We start from the raw sequence: 13,375 nt of genomic DNA, 5'->3' as shown, positions 1-13,375 counted from the left end.
GCCCTGGTTCAGCGGTGGTTCACTGGCCGACGCGGCCGTCGACGCACTCGCGCAGCAGATCGGCGTGGCCGCAGTGGCGGGCGTACTCCTCGACGCGGTGCACCAGGAGCTCGCGGACCGACGTGCCGTCCTTGCCGAGGCGCTCGCCCAGGTCGGGGTGCGCGGCGAGAGCAGCGTCGGTCTCGGCCTGCTCGCGCGCCAGGTCGGCGAACGCGGCGTCGACCACCGACTGGTCGGCCACGGCCCCGTCGAAGTCGCCGTCGCGCCTGCCGTACAGCTTCGACAGCGGCTCCTCGTCGGTGATCCAGTTGCGCCAGTCCCGCTCCACCTCGGCGAGGTGACGGACCAGGCCGAGCAGGGACATCGTCGACGGCGGGACCGAGCGGCGGGCCAGCTGCTCCGGGTCGAGTCCCTCGCACTTCATCCGCAGGGTCGCCCGGTACCCCGACAGGAAGTCCTCCAGTGTCGCCAACTCGCCGTCAGGGGCCGGTCCTTCACGCGGATCGTCGTCCGGGTCGACCCACATGTCGGGGTGGACGGTCGCCTGGGTCCATCGCGCGGGTTGATCGGTCATGCGCCCATGCTCGGGGGAGCGGCGGGAGTCCGCCACCGAAATACTCCGGTGGCGGCCACCGCCGGGGACTGCGCGACGACGAGGGTCCGCCCGGGCCCAACAGGCCCAACGGGCCCTTCATGGACGGACGTTGTGGTTCCCGGTGAACAGGTTGCCGGGGTCGTACGCCCGCTTGACCGCCGCGAGCCGCTCGTACGTCCCGGCCGGGTACACCGCGGCCACGTCGTCCTCGGCGGTGCCCGCGAGGAAGTTGGCGTAGGCGCCCGTGGTGTGCGGGGCGAGCCGCCCCCAGACGGCGTCGAGGGCCGGGCGCGCGGCCGCCAGGGCGGGCTCGGGGCCGATCGACGTGGTCAGGACGAGCAGCTCCGCCTGCCGGTGCGCATAGGCGGTGGCCTCGGCCGGGACCCGCGACACCGCGCCGCCCACCGCGCGTACGGCGAGGAACGGCGAGCCCTGCGACGCCCCCGTCTCGGCGAGCAGCCGCAGCACGTCGGCCACGGACTCCTTGGCGACGAAGGCACTTCGGGTCAGCAGGCGGATGCCGGGCGGCGGCGTCGGGGCCGACGCCAGCGTGTCCGCGTACGGCTTGAGCGCGACGTCGTCGTGGAGCACCGTGCCGAGCCGGCGGACGGGGTCGATCGCCGCGGCCGCGCGCTCCGGGTCGTCGCCGTCGAAGGCGACCTTGACCTCGACCGGAGCCTCGGGGCCCCCGGCGAAGGGGTTGGCGAACTCCACGAGGGACGTGAGCTCCTCGGGCGCGGTGCGCAGGTGCTCCGCCCAGCCCTGGAGCACCGCGGACGCCTGTGCCGCCGGGAACGTGAGGGCGCCGTGGAAGACGTCCGTCGTCCGGTGCGCCGCGAACTCGAAGGCGGTCACGATCCCGACGTTCCCGCCGCCACCGCGAAGCGCCCAGAAGAGCTCCGGGTGTTCGGTCGCGCTCGCCCGTACGAACTCCCCTGCGGCGGTGACCACTTCGGCCGCGACCATGCTGTCCAGGGTCAGACCGTACTTGCGCACCTTCCAGCCGATGCCGCCCGACAGGGTGAGCCCGCCGACGCCGACCTCCCTGGTGTCGCCGGAGGAGAGTGCGAGGCCGTGCGGGGCCAGGGCGTCGGCGACCCGGCCCCAGGTGGCGCCGCCTCCGACGCGCACGAGGTGGCGCTCGGCGTCGATCACCGTCACGTCCGCGAGGCCGCCGAGGTCGAGCACGATGCCGCCGTCGTTCGTGGCGAAGCCCGCGAAGCCGTGCCCGCCGCCGCGCACCGACAGGAACAGGCCGGTGGCGGCGGCGAAGCGCACCCCCGCCCGTACGTCGTCGACGGTGCCGGGGCGCAGGACGAAGGCCGGGCTGCCCTCGGCCAGGGCCGAGCGGCTCGCTGCCGGGTAGGCGTCCGCGCCGGGCTCGATGAGGGCGCCGCCGAAGTCGCGGCGCAGGGTGTGGAGGGCCGAGTTGCTCATGACGTTCCTTTCAACTGGCTTGCGAAAAAGGGGAGTTGGGGGTCAGTTGAACTGGCCGGGCTGGTAGTCGCCGCCCGCCATCCGGTTGATGACACCCATGCGGTTGGCCGCGTTGATCAGCGAGACGAACAGCACGAGGGAGGCGAGCTGCTCCTCGTCGTAGTGCTTGGCGGCGTTCGCCCAGACGTCGTCCGGGACGCCGCCGGCCGCGTCGGCGACGCGGGTGCCCTGCTCCGTCAGCTCCAGGGCGGCGCGCTCCGCGTCGGTGAACACGGTGGACTCGCGCCAGGCGGCGACCAGATTGATGCGCGTCGCGCTCTCACCGGCGTGGGCGAGGTCCTTGCTGTGGGCGTCGGTGCAGTAGCCGCAGCCGTTGATCTGGCTGGCGCGCAGCATGACCAGGTCCTGCGTCGACTTCGGCACCGTCGAGCCGTCGATGAGCGCGCGGCTCGCGGCGGCGAAGTGCTTGGAGGCCTTGGCGGTGACGGGGTGGGCGAAGAGGTTCACGCGGGGTTCCATGGGGTTCGTCCTCACGGGGCGAGTGGCGGCCGCACCCGGTGGCGCGGCGTCCGACGAACACGAGATGCCGGTGGGCGAGGCCGTGTGACGGCCCGGGAATGTGATCTGTTCCACAGGGATTCGCGGGGGTCGGGGTGTCACAGAACGCCGCTCCCCGGCGTCTCATGCGCGTCCCTTGCAGCGAGAAGACGAAGCAAGAAGACGAAGCAAGAAGAAGAGCCGCCGGCTGTCAGGAGAAGCCGGCAGTGAAGAAGCGAAGAGGAGAGCCGAGATGGGCGACGTGCCGAACGGCGACGAGCAGCGCGGAGTGGGCCGCCCGGACCCCGCGACCGAGGCGTTCGTGGCCCACCGCAACCTGCTGTTCACCGTGGCCTACGAGATGCTCGGCTCGGCCGCCGACGCGGAGGACGTGCTGCAGGAGACCTGGCTGCGCTGGGTCGGCGTCGACCTCGACACCGTGCAGAACCAGCGCGCGTACCTGGTCCGGATCACCACGCGCCAGTCGCTGACCAGGTTGCGCACGCTCGGCCGCCGCAAGGAGTCCTACGTCGGGCCGTGGCTGCCCGAACCGCTCCTCATCGCGCCCGACGTCGCCGAGGACGTCGAGCTCGCGGACAGCGTCTCGATGGCGATGCTGCTCGTCCTGGAGACCCTCACGCCGACCGAGCGGGCGGTGTTCGTGCTGCGCGAGGTGTTCGCCCTCGACTACGACGAGATCGCCGAGGCCGTCGACAAGACCCCGGCCGCGGTCCGCCAGATCGCGCACCGGGCCCGCTCGCACGTCGCGGCGCGGCGGCCGCGCGGCGCCGTCTCCGAGGCCGAGAGCAAGGGCGCGCTCGAGGCGTTCCGGCGGGCCATCGAGACCGGCGATCTGCAGGGCCTGCTCGACGTCCTCGCACCGGACGTCGTCTTCCTCGGCGACGGCGGCGGAGTCGTCGGGGCCGCGCTCGAACCCGTCGTCGGCGCCGAGGCGGTGGCCACCCTGCTGGCCCGGGTCTCGTCCGCGGTGTCCATGCACCCCGTCCACGTCAACGGCGCCCCCGCGCTGATGGCCAGGGTCGACGGCGAGGTCAACACGGTCCTCGCCGTCCGCATGGACCACGGCCTCATCACCGGCGTGTACGCGGTGCGCAACCCGGAGAAGCTGTCGCGGGTGGAGACGGAGACGCCGGTGACGCGCTAGGACGGGCAGGCCCTAGGGTTGAGGTGCGTCCGGCGTCACGATGTCCAGCTTCGCCAACTCCTCGCGCTCCGCTACCACTTGGATGTCGGAAATGGTGCCGGCGGGCCCGAACGCGAAGCGGAGGACCAGGGCGAGGCGGCCGTGGACCGCCATGACCAGGCCGGGCGTCCCGTCGATGAGGGCCACGCCGGTGTGCCGTGCCCTGGCCACCGCCGCCATCGCGCTCTCGGCAACGACCCGCGCACCGGCGAGGACCACCGGCTGCGGGGTCGGGATGACCGCACGGTCGGCGTGCAGGACGACATCGGGGGCGAGGAGCCCGAGCAGCGCCTCGAAGTCGCCGCCGCGGGTGGCGGCGAGGAAGGCGTCGACCAGGCGGTGGCGCCGCGCCAGATCGGGGACGGGGACGGGGGCGGGCTCGGCGCCCCTGACCCGGCGGCGGGCCCGGCTGGCGAGTTGGCGTACGGCGGCGGGCGTGCGGTCCAGGAGCGGGGCGATCTGCTCGAACGGCACCGCGAACGTGTCGTGCAGGACGAAGGCGACGCGCTCGGCGGGGGACAAGGTGTCGAGGACGACGAGGAGCGCCACCCCCACCTCGTCCGCGAGCAGCGTCTCCTCCTCGGGGTGACCCGCCTCGTCGGGGCCGAGCGCCGGGTCGGAGGGGCGCTCGTCGAGCGGTGTCTCCCCGCGGGTGGTGCGCGAGCGCAGCAGGTTCAGGCAGATCCGGGCGACGACGGTGGTCAGCCACCCGGCGAGGTTGTCGACCTCGTCGGTGTCCGCGCGGTCGGCGCGTATCCAGGCCTCCTGCACGGCGTCGTCCGCCTCGCTGAGCGACCCGAGCATGCGGTACGCGACCGAGCGCAGCCGCGGCCGCTGCTCTTCGAACACCGCGGTCAGGTCCAGCAGTTCCTTGTCCGTCACGGCAGCAGTAGAACACGACGCCGCAGCCGGGATCCCGGGAGCGGGGATCTTCGGGGAGCGGGGACCGTCAGGAGACCCGGGTGGCTCCGGCGAACGGCATCTGGTCGATGGGCGCGATCCGCACCGGCGCGCTCGGGTTCGGTGCGTGGATCATCTGCCCGTTGCCGATGTAGAGCCCGACGTGGCTGATGCCGGAGTAGAAGAACACCAGGTCGCCCGGTTGCAGTTGGGACTTGGGGACCCGCTGTCCCGCGTTGATCTGCGCGTACGTGGTGCGCGGCAGCGAGACGCCCGCCGAGCGGTACGCGGCCTGCGTCAGGCCCGAGCAGTCGAACGCGTTGGGCCCCGTGGCGCCCCAGACGTACGGCTTGCCGAGGGCTCCGTACGCGAAGGAAATGGCGCTCTGTGCGCGGGAGTTGGGCGCCTTGGTGGACGTGCCGCGGGGTGCCGAGCGTGACGCCCGGTCCGCGGAGACGGCATCGGCACCGGTATCGGCACCGGCGCCGGAGGCGCTGCCGGTGCCGGCGAGTGAGCGGTCGGCCGGGTCGAGCCGGTCGAGCAGCTGTCGCGCCTGCGCCAGCTTCTTCGTCACCGTCTTCTTCTGCCGCTCCAACTCCTGCTGCTTGGAGCGCAGTTCGGACAGGGTGCCGTCGGCCTGCGTGTGCAGCTGGTCGATCTCGCGCAGCTCCTTGCGGACGCGGGAGATCGTGGCGGCCTGCCGGGTGCCGACGCGGTCCGCGAGGGCCGCCTCGTCGAGATAGCGGTCGGGGCTCGACGAGAGCAGCAGCTGTACGGACGGGTCGACGCCGCCGTTGCGGTACTGCGCCGCGGCGACCGAACCGAGCTGTTCCCGCTGGGAGTTGAGCGCCTCGGTGCGCCGGGCCGCCTCGTCCTGGAGGGCGTCGACCTTCTTCTGGGCCTGCCCGGCCCTGTCCTTCGCGCCGTTGTACTTCTCGGTGGCGACCTCCGCCTCCTGGTAGAGCCTGTCGACCTTCGCCTTCACCTGAGCGGGGGTGAGCTCCGGCTCCGCGTGTGCCGTGCCGCCGTCGAACGCGGTGGCGGTGGCCGCGGAGGCCAGGGCGAGGGTGGCCGCGGTGCGGACCGTACTGCCACTGAGCGAACGCTGTTTGGGCTTGCGATGCGCTGCGGGCACGAGGTGCCACGTCCTTCCCGTACGTGCAACCGCCGCTTACGCGTCCGGCGGCGGCCCGCACAGGGGGAGCGGGCCGCCGCCGGACCTTTCTCGGCGGTGGTGTCCGACTGCCGCCCCTGGCCCGGGCGGCGGTGGGGAGCCGGTCACCTGAGGAAGGACGCTAAACCTCGGCGTAACGGGTTGGTGCCGGATTTTTCGCAACTGGTCTATTTGTTCCGAGTGGTGTCAGAGAGTGACAGCCGGGTGTTCGGGGACGCCCGCCGATGGGTGGCAACCGACACCCCATTAGGCTCCGGAGTCATGGACGTACTCATCCATCTCTTCGTCGGCCTGCACATCATCGGCATCGCCTCGCTGCTCGGCGGCTTCCTCACGCAGATGTCCGCGATGGGGCAGGGCACCGCCCGGTTCAACAAGGCGATGCTGCACGGCGCCCTGACCATGCTGGTCACCGGAGTCGCCCTCGTCGGCCTCAACCAGGCGGACGACAACACGGTCAACAACATCAAGATCGGCGTGAAGCTGGCGATCCTGATCGTGATCCTCGGGATCGTCTACGTGAAGCGCGACCAAGAAGAAGGCGAGAAGACGGAGAAGGGCCTGTTCGCGGCGGTCGGCGGCCTGACGGTCGCCAACATCTTCATCGCGGTTCTCTGGACCTGATCCTCATCGTGGCTCTCGGGACCCGGCCGACCCCGTCGACCTGACGGCCCCCACGAGGACGGTCAGCCACACCGCGACCGCGATCCACAGCAGCACCTGCCCAGGACCCTCGAGCCAGGGCGTCCCGACGGCGGCGGCGACCGACAGCATCGCCACCGCCGTCATCCCCATCGGGAAGACGGTCGCCCAGCGCCGCACGTCGTACCTGAACCGCGGCTCGATCACCTCGGCGACGGCGAGCACCAGGTACCAGGCCACGTCCAGCACGAGCAGCACCCCGCACATGTCGCGCAGCACGCCCGTGGCGTCCGAGTTCCACAGGTCACCGGCCCGCCCCGCGACCACCAGCTTCGCCGCGGCGAGCGCCGAGATGGCGAGCGCGCCGCCCGCGATCCAGTGGTCCCCGGCCCCGTCGAACACCTGCCGCAGATCGAACCGGGCGAACGCGACGGCGTACAGCACGATGCCGGACCAGAACACCACCATCGCCGCGTAGCCCAGCCAGTCCACCCGCAGCTGCGCCGAGAGCGTCGCGCCGAGCACGGCGATCCCCTGCGTCGCGACGCACACGAGGAACACGGCCCCCGGCATCTTCGGCTTCCAGTGCCGCACCACGAGGAACAGCAGCACCGGCCACACGACCACGGCGATCACGAGCAGTGCCTCGGCGAGCCACTGCCACCCGGCCAGCGAGAAGCGGGTGCCGAGCACACAGGTCGCGGCGACGGCGGTCAGTGCGGGCGGGGTGTCGGCCTCGTGTTCCCAGCGGCTGCGCTCGCGTACGAGACGGAGCACGAAGTCGGCCGCGAGGAGCACCCAGAGCGCCGCCGCGAGGACGAGCAGGACGACGGACAGCACGTCGTACCCGGTGAGGTGGAGACCGACGGAGAGGATGCCGGTCGCCATGACGGCGGAGCCCGCGGCGGGCGGGAGCTGGGCCCAGAGGGCGGCAGCGGGGCGGGGTGTGCCGGGGGAGTCGGGCATGGGCCCTGCCCTTCGAGAAACGGAATCCTGAGGTCCGCTCGATGCTAGGAGTTCGGGTCGGCGGGATTCGTGATCCCGGTGGTTCGGGGTGGTGGTGTCGGGGAGGATGCGGGGGTGAGGGGACCGGGGGGTGACCGGGCGAGCGGCAGGAATGCCAGAAGGCTGGGCTTGTTGCTCGCCATGTCGGTGGCGCCTCTCGCCGCCACCGCCTGGACGCTGGCCGACGGCGAGGCGAAACTGCCGGGCTTCGTCGTCCTGCTGGTGGGCCCCGTCTTCTTCCTGGTGGCCTACCGGCTGAGCGGCCGGCGCCGGCCGTCGTACACCGTGACCCTGGAACGGCTCGCCCACGACGTGCACAGAACCCTGTCCGCGCGACTGGCCCGCCCCACGCCGGACGGATCCGGAATCGTCGCCGATCTGAGCCTCGTCTTCTTCGACGCGGGCACCGACACCGCGCAGATCGCGGCCCTGTCGTCGGCAGCGGACCGGTACCTGGCGCAGGCCGACCCCCGGCTCGTCCTCGTGGGACCGCCCGGCTCGGGCAAGACGGACACGGCGCGGCGCCTCGCCCACACCCTCTTGGAACGTCGGACGGGCGGTGATCGCGTCCCGGTGCTGCTGAGGTGCGCCTCGTGGGACCCCGCCGCGCAGCCGCTGCGCGAGTGGATCGTCCAGCGCCTGACGTCCGACTACCGCGTGTCGGCGCGGTCCGCGGTGGACCTCGTGGACCTGGGGCTCGTACTCCCGGTCATCGACGGGCTCGACGAGCTGCCTGCGGCCCAACGAGGCCTGGCCGTCGAGGTGTTGAACCGTCTGCAGTACGGCCGTGCGGGTGCCGCGTACATCGCCACCTGCCGTACCGAGGCCTACGACAACCTGGGTCCTGCCCTGCGGCACAGGCTCGGCACCGCCGCCCGGATCCAGCCGCTGCACACCGAGCAGATCACCGGATTCCTGCGAGGGGACCGGCGCTGGGAGGGGGTCGCGTCGGCCGTGCGTGCGCGGCCCGAGGGACCCGTGGCGCAGGCGCTGTCGTCGCCGTGGATGCTCACCCTGGCCATGGGGGCGTACGCGGCCAGCGAGGGCCGGGTGCCGGGCGAACTCCTCGACGAGGTGCGCTTCGCGGGCGTCGACGACGTGCGCCGGCGCGTCCTCGACACCGCCGACCCGGCGGCCGATCTCGAGCGGTGGAGCGGGTCCGACCGGCGCACGTGGCTGGAGACGGTCACCGACATGATGGGCCGGGAGGGGGACGCCCAGCTCCTGTGGTTCCGGATGTCGCAGCGGCGCGCCCCCGAGTTCGTCTGGCGGGTCCTCGCGCTGATCCCGTTCTTCCTGTCGTTCCCGTCGACGCGGCGCGGCTGGCTGGTGGCGGTCGGCGAGCTGCTGGCCATGCTGGCTGCCGCACCGTTCCTGGGGATGTGGCACCCACCACGCCCGCGGCGGCTCATCCCCAACCCGCAGTGGTGGCGCGTGGCGGTGGGGGCGTCGGCGGGCGCGCTGTTCGGCGCCTTCCTGTACGCCACCTGCACCGGGGGCCGCGCGAGCGGTGACGCGGCGACCTGGTTCGGCCTCGCCGTGGCGGCCTGTTCCCCGCTCGCCGGTGCGGCACTCGGCTTCGTGGTGCCCGATGCGGAACCGGTCGCGGGGCGCCGGGTGGCGGATCTGACGGCGGACCGCAGGGCGGCGCTCGTCACCGCGGTGGCCGTGACCCTGGTCCTGGGACTCCCGCAGTGCGCCCCGGTGCTGCGCGATGCGCTGGAGAAGGGATCGGATCCGTGGACGGCTGCCGTCACGACCGCCATGATCGTGCTCCCCTTCTTCCTGGGCGTGCTGCTGCTCGGCACCTGTGCGGGTCGCTTCCGCCTCGCGTACTTCTCCCTGAGCATGGAGGACAAACTCCCCCCTCGCCTGCCCGGGTTCCTCGAAGAGGCAGTGCGGGAAGGCCTGTTGACCCCGGCCGAGGGATACGGGTCCGGCTGCTACGCCTTCCGGCACGATCTGATCCGGGTGACGCTCGCCGAGCGCGTCGGCTCCGACACCCCGCACCGGGCCGCGCTGGAGCGGCACGGCGACGAGATCAGGGACGAGGTCCTCGACCTCCCCGAGTCCGTCGCGCACATCGGGTACGCGGCGGGCGGCGACCCGCAGCGGCACGTCCGCGCGCGTGAGCGGGTGGCGGACCTCGCCCGGAGCGCGCTGGACGAGGAACTGCCGACCATCGCCCAGGCCGCTGCCGCTCACTACGAGCGCTTCCGCCGGGCGCACCGCGACCTGACGGCCGCCGTACGTCAACCCTGGTGGACCCGACCGCTGTTCACCTACCTCTACCGCTTCCTGTTGTGGGCCGCCGTGACCGCAGGGCTCGGCAGCCTCGGGGCCAGGATTCCGGGGGCGCACCAGGCCGTGAGCGTCTGGGACGAGTTGCCCGCGCTCGCCGTGGTCGCCGTCGGGATGGCCACGAGCTTCGGGTGGGTGATGGACGGTTCCGGGTCCGCCGGCAGGTGGGCCACCCGACTGCGCCTGCCCGCAGGACTGGTCCTCGCCGCGATCTCGGGGACCGCCGCTCTCGGCCTCATCGACGGCGCGTCGACCCGGCTCGCTCCCGTCCCCCTCGTATCCGCCGCTGTCGGCATCGTCGCCCTCTTGGCCTGGATCAACGCCCGCCCCTACGCGGACCTCCACGACGACCTCGCCTCCCAGGACCCCGCCCGCTGGCCCGAGATCCGCCCGCCCCGCTCCCGCTACCGGGCGGCCGCGCTGCAGGCCCGCCGCGACTGGCTGAACACGGTGGCCCGCGACGGCGTCATGCCGTTCCTGCGCGACCGGCTGCGCGCCGACCGGGACGCGGGCACGCTCACCTTCCCCGGCATCGACCCCTCCCGGCTGACCGGCACGCGCGGCTTCGACCAGATCCTCGCCACCGACGCGGCCGAGCAGACCGCTTATCTGCTACGGGAGTTGGAGAGCGCCAGCATCGGAGTGAGCGGGGCGCGCGGCGCCGGGAAGAGCAGCCTGATGCAGCGGTTCTGCGCGCCGGACGCCGGCCGCGCCGCAGAGGACCTCCTTGTGCTCGTACCCGCCCCGACCTCGTACGACCCCAGGGAGTTCCTCATCCACCTCTTCGCCGAGGTGTGCCGCAAGGTCACCGGTGCGGACAGCGGCGCGGACGGCAGGCCGGGGCCCGAGCCGGGGCAGCGTGCGGTCCGGCTGCAGCGTGCGGGTGCGGCCCTTGCGGTGGTGGCGGGCGGTGTCATCGCGTTCTGCGCCGGGCTCTGGCCCGACCTCAGCGACGTCCTCGGCCGGATCTGGACGGTGAGCCCGCGCTGGCTGTGGCTCGCGGGCGGGCTGCTCCTGGTGGCCGTCGGCTTCGGCTGGGCGCGCGTGGTCTCGCGCCGTTCGGCGACACGCGGCCACCGGTATGCGGAGGGTCGGGCCGATGCCGCGGCCCGGGGCCATCTGCGCATGCTGCACTACCAGTTGACCGTGCTGCGCAGCCGCACCGCCCAACTCGCCGTCCCCGGCGGCCTGCAGCTGGCCGAGGGTGCCCAGGTCCAGCACACGGAGCAGGTGCTCGCCTACCCCGAACTGGTCGCCCGGTTCCGCTCGTTGCTCGACCTCGTCGCTCTCGAACGGCGCCCGCTCGGTGGCCGCGTCGTCATCGGCATCGACGAACTCGACAAGCTGGGCGACGCCCAGGAGGCCGAGCGATTCCTCAACGACCTGAAGGTGATCTTCGGGATCAGGGGCTGCCACTTCCTCGTCGCGGTGTCCGAGGACGCCCTCACCGCCTTCGGCCGCAGCGTCCTCGACGTGCGCACCACCTTCGACAGCGCCTTCGACCGCGTGGTCGCCGTCCGCCCGCTCGGGGTCGACCAGGCGCGTGCGCTGCTCGAACTGCGCGGGGTGTGGCTGCCCGAGCCGTACCTGTGGCTGTGCCAGATCCTCTCGGGCGGACTGCCGCGCGACCTGCTGCGCGGCGTGATGAGCCTCGCCACCACGCGCGCCTTGCGAGACGTGGCCGAACTCGCGCCGCTGGCAAGCGAGTTGATCCAGGACGACGCGCGCACCGTGCTCTCCGCGCAGACCCGGTTCGCCGCTTCTCTCGCCGGGGACGAGGCACCGGCCGTGGCCCGGTGGATCGCCGACGCCTCGCAGGCCCCCGTCACGGCTGCCGACTGGGAGGCGCTGATCCAGGACGCGCCGACGATCCCGCCGCAGGACTACCGGAGCGCGCACACCGTCAGCCAGGTCCGTGCCTATCTCGCCCTGGGCGCCACCTTGATCCGTACGTTCGTCGAGGGCGACACCGCCGACACCGCCGACACCGCCGACGTCGCCCCGCACCTCGCACGGCTGCGCGCGGCGGGTCCGGACGCCGTGGACCTCCTCACCACCGCACGCGCCAAGCTCGCGGTGGAACCCGAGGCGTCGTGGGCGGCGGTGGCCCGGTACCGCAGGGCGATACCGGGACTCGCACCGCTTCCCTAGGGCCGGTCAGGCCGGGCGCACCACGCTGTGGATCGACGCCGTGCCGTCGTAGTAGATGGACTCCTCGCGCACGTACGCCCCCGGCTTCGGCGCGTGGATCATCATGCCGTCGCCGAGGTACAGGCCGACGTGGCTGATGTCGTCGTAGAAGAACACCAGGTCGCCCGGCTGGATGTCGGAGAGGGGAACCGTCGTGCCGACCTCCACCTGGTCCCAGGTGGTGCGCGGCAGCGAGATGCCGGCGGCCTTCCACGCGGCCTGCGTCAGGCCCGAGCAGTCGTAGGAGTCGGGGCCCGTGGCACCCCACACGTACGGCTTGCCCTCCTGGGACTTGGCGAACGCGAGCGCCTTCGCGGCCTTGGCGGCGTAGCCGGAGGAGTCCGAGGAACCGGAGCCGTCGGACGAGCCGGACGAGCCGGACGAACCCGATGAGCCGGAGGACTCCTCGTCCTTCTTCGCCTGCTCGGCCTCCTGGCGCTTCTTCTCCTCCGCGGCCTTCTGCTGCCGGGCCAGCTCGGCGGCCTTCTTGCGGGCCGCCTCCTCCTTGGCCTGCGCGATCTTCGCGAGCCGCGCCTTCTCCTCGGCCGTCAGCTTCGACAGCAGCTCGCGCGCGTCGGAGAGCTTCGTCTGCACGCTCTGCTTCGAGGTCTTCAGCTCGGTCTGCGACGTGGAGAGCTGCTCCAGGCTCTCCTGCGCCTCGGTGCGCTTCTTCGCGGTCGTGCGCGCCTGCGTCTGGAAGTCGTCGACCGCCTTCTTCTGGCGGGACGTCATCCGGTTCATCAGCTGGTCCTGCGCGAAGTAGTCCTCGGGGTTGTCGGCGAGGAACATCGTCGCGGTGTCGCTGACGCCGCCCGTGCGGTACTGCTCGGCGGCGAACCGGCCCAGCTCCTGGCGGGCCGCGTTCATCTTCTCGGTGCGCTGCGCGATGTCGTCGAGAAGCTTGTCGACCTGCTTCTTCTTGGCGGTGGTCTGCTCCTTGGCGGAGTTGTACTTCTGCGTGGCGACCTCGGCCTGCCGGTACAGGGTGTCGACCTTCTTCTGCACCTCCTCCAGGCTCGGCCGGTCCGGCTGCGCGGGCGCGGCCTGTGCCGTCTGCGAGAGCAGGGCGACGGAGGTGAGGGCCGCGGTCGTGATCCCGACCGCGGGCGTGGTGCGAAGACCGCCGGTTATTCGGGAGCGGGTGCGCGGCTTGCGGTGCGACGCCAAGAGAGGCGACTCCTTCCGTGGTCCGCCTACCGGGTTAGCTGTCGGGTTCGGGCTGGTGGTACTCGCGTACGGAAGGCTGCCCTACGGTCAACTGCCCTGTCTGCATGAGCTGTTGAGCCGATTCACCCCAAGGTCGGTTGGGTCCCCGGTTCCCTGCCTCACGGCGTACGGGACTCGGCGGGGGCTGCCCGCTCGCCGCGTTGCTCGCGGGCGGGGGGACGGG

At 72.4% G+C, this 13,375-nt stretch carries 10 protein-coding genes and 1 riboswitch; of the genes, 3 read left to right on the top strand and 7 right to left on the bottom strand.

All coding sequences use genetic code 11. From position 1 onward, the window contains the following. Positions 1 to 19 precede the first annotated feature (19 nt). From ACIBUY_RS19485 to ACIBUY_RS19475, 3 genes are all read right to left on the bottom strand, one after another. The gene (locus ACIBUY_RS19485; protein WP_365577187.1) at positions 20 to 574 is read right to left on the bottom strand and encodes a DinB family protein; all 555 of its coding nucleotides are present in this window, start codon (positions 572 to 574) and stop codon (positions 20 to 22) included. Between the two features lie 117 nt (positions 575 to 691). Beyond that, on the bottom strand, positions 692 to 2,032 hold the full coding sequence (locus ACIBUY_RS19480; protein WP_399153152.1) for an FAD-binding oxidoreductase: 1,341 nt from the start codon (positions 2,030 to 2,032) through the stop codon (positions 692 to 694). 42 nt (positions 2,033 to 2,074) lie between these two features. Then, the gene (locus ACIBUY_RS19475) at positions 2,075 to 2,551 is read right to left on the bottom strand and encodes a carboxymuconolactone decarboxylase family protein (protein WP_365577191.1); all 477 of its coding nucleotides are present in this window, start codon (positions 2,549 to 2,551) and stop codon (positions 2,075 to 2,077) included. 271 nt (positions 2,552 to 2,822) lie between these two features. Between ACIBUY_RS19475 and ACIBUY_RS19470 the strand changes: the two genes are divergently transcribed. Next, positions 2,823 to 3,734 carry an RNA polymerase sigma-70 factor gene (locus ACIBUY_RS19470; protein ID WP_365577193.1) on the top strand — a complete coding sequence of 304 codons (912 nt, stop codon included), beginning with the start codon at positions 2,823 to 2,825 and terminating at the stop codon, positions 3,732 to 3,734. 12 nt (positions 3,735 to 3,746) lie between these two features. On the opposite strand, the gene ACIBUY_RS19465 is transcribed toward ACIBUY_RS19470, so the two are convergent. Both ACIBUY_RS19465 and ACIBUY_RS19460 read right to left on the bottom strand, forming a co-directional pair. Beyond that, complete coding sequence (locus ACIBUY_RS19465) at positions 3,747 to 4,655, bottom strand: sigma-70 family RNA polymerase sigma factor (protein ID WP_399153151.1); 909 nt, start codon at positions 4,653 to 4,655, stop codon at positions 3,747 to 3,749. Positions 4,656 to 4,722: 67 nt separating this feature from the next. Continuing rightward, positions 4,723 to 5,808, bottom strand: coding sequence for an NlpC/P60 family protein (locus tag ACIBUY_RS19460; protein ID WP_399153150.1), 1,086 nt, complete (start codon positions 5,806 to 5,808; stop codon positions 4,723 to 4,725). A gap of 300 nt (positions 5,809 to 6,108) precedes the next feature. On the opposite strand from ACIBUY_RS19460, the gene ACIBUY_RS19455 reads away from it, so the two are divergent. Further along, the gene (locus tag ACIBUY_RS19455; RefSeq protein ID WP_365577199.1) at positions 6,109 to 6,471 is read left to right on the top strand and encodes a hypothetical protein; all 363 of its coding nucleotides are present in this window, start codon (positions 6,109 to 6,111) and stop codon (positions 6,469 to 6,471) included. A gap of 3 nt (positions 6,472 to 6,474) precedes the next feature. On the opposite strand, the gene ACIBUY_RS19450 is transcribed toward ACIBUY_RS19455, so the two are convergent. Then, complete coding sequence (locus tag ACIBUY_RS19450) at positions 6,475 to 7,455, bottom strand: tellurite resistance/C4-dicarboxylate transporter family protein (RefSeq protein ID WP_399153149.1); 981 nt, start codon at positions 7,453 to 7,455, stop codon at positions 6,475 to 6,477. Positions 7,456 to 7,635: 180 nt separating this feature from the next. On the opposite strand from ACIBUY_RS19450, the gene ACIBUY_RS19445 reads away from it, so the two are divergent. After that, positions 7,636 to 11,946 (top strand): NACHT domain-containing protein, encoded by a 4,311-nt coding sequence (locus ACIBUY_RS19445; RefSeq protein WP_399153148.1) that lies wholly within the window; start codon positions 7,636 to 7,638, stop codon positions 11,944 to 11,946. 6 nt (positions 11,947 to 11,952) lie between these two features. Here the strand turns inward: ACIBUY_RS19445 and ACIBUY_RS19440 are convergent, their stop codons facing one another. Then, complete coding sequence (locus ACIBUY_RS19440; protein ID WP_399153147.1) at positions 11,953 to 13,152, bottom strand: NlpC/P60 family protein; 1,200 nt, start codon at positions 13,150 to 13,152, stop codon at positions 11,953 to 11,955. Between the two features lie 7 nt (positions 13,153 to 13,159). Beyond that, a riboswitch (cyclic di-AMP (ydaO/yuaA leader) is annotated at positions 13,160 to 13,342 on the bottom strand. Positions 13,343 to 13,375: the final 33 nt, after the last annotated feature.

The sequence above is a fragment of the Streptomyces sp. NPDC050085 genome (assembly GCF_044460595.1).
Classification (GTDB): Bacteria; Actinomycetota; Actinomycetes; order Streptomycetales; family Streptomycetaceae; genus Streptomyces.
This window is presented reverse-complemented; position numbering and strand designations above follow the sequence as displayed.

Bases quoted from the DNA above. Each gene is read 5' to 3' on its own strand.
- ACIBUY_RS19455 (WP_365577199.1), top strand. From the start codon at position 6,109: ATGGACGTACTCATCCATCTCTTCGTCGGCCTGCACATCATCGGCATC.
- ACIBUY_RS19450 (WP_399153149.1), bottom strand. From the start codon at position 7,455: ATGCCCGACTCCCCCGGCACACCCCGCCCCGCTGCCGCCCTCTGGGCC.
- ACIBUY_RS19445 (WP_399153148.1), top strand. From the start codon at position 7,636: ATGTCGGTGGCGCCTCTCGCCGCCACCGCCTGGACGCTGGCCGACGGC.
- ACIBUY_RS19475 (WP_365577191.1), bottom strand. From the start codon at position 2,551: ATGGAACCCCGCGTGAACCTCTTCGCCCACCCCGTCACCGCCAAGGCC.
- ACIBUY_RS19485 (WP_365577187.1), bottom strand. From the start codon at position 574: ATGACCGATCAACCCGCGCGATGGACCCAGGCGACCGTCCACCCCGAC.
- ACIBUY_RS19480 (WP_399153152.1), bottom strand. From the start codon at position 2,032: ATGAGCAACTCGGCCCTCCACACCCTGCGCCGCGACTTCGGCGGCGCC.
- ACIBUY_RS19470 (WP_365577193.1), top strand. From the start codon at position 2,823: ATGGGCGACGTGCCGAACGGCGACGAGCAGCGCGGAGTGGGCCGCCCG.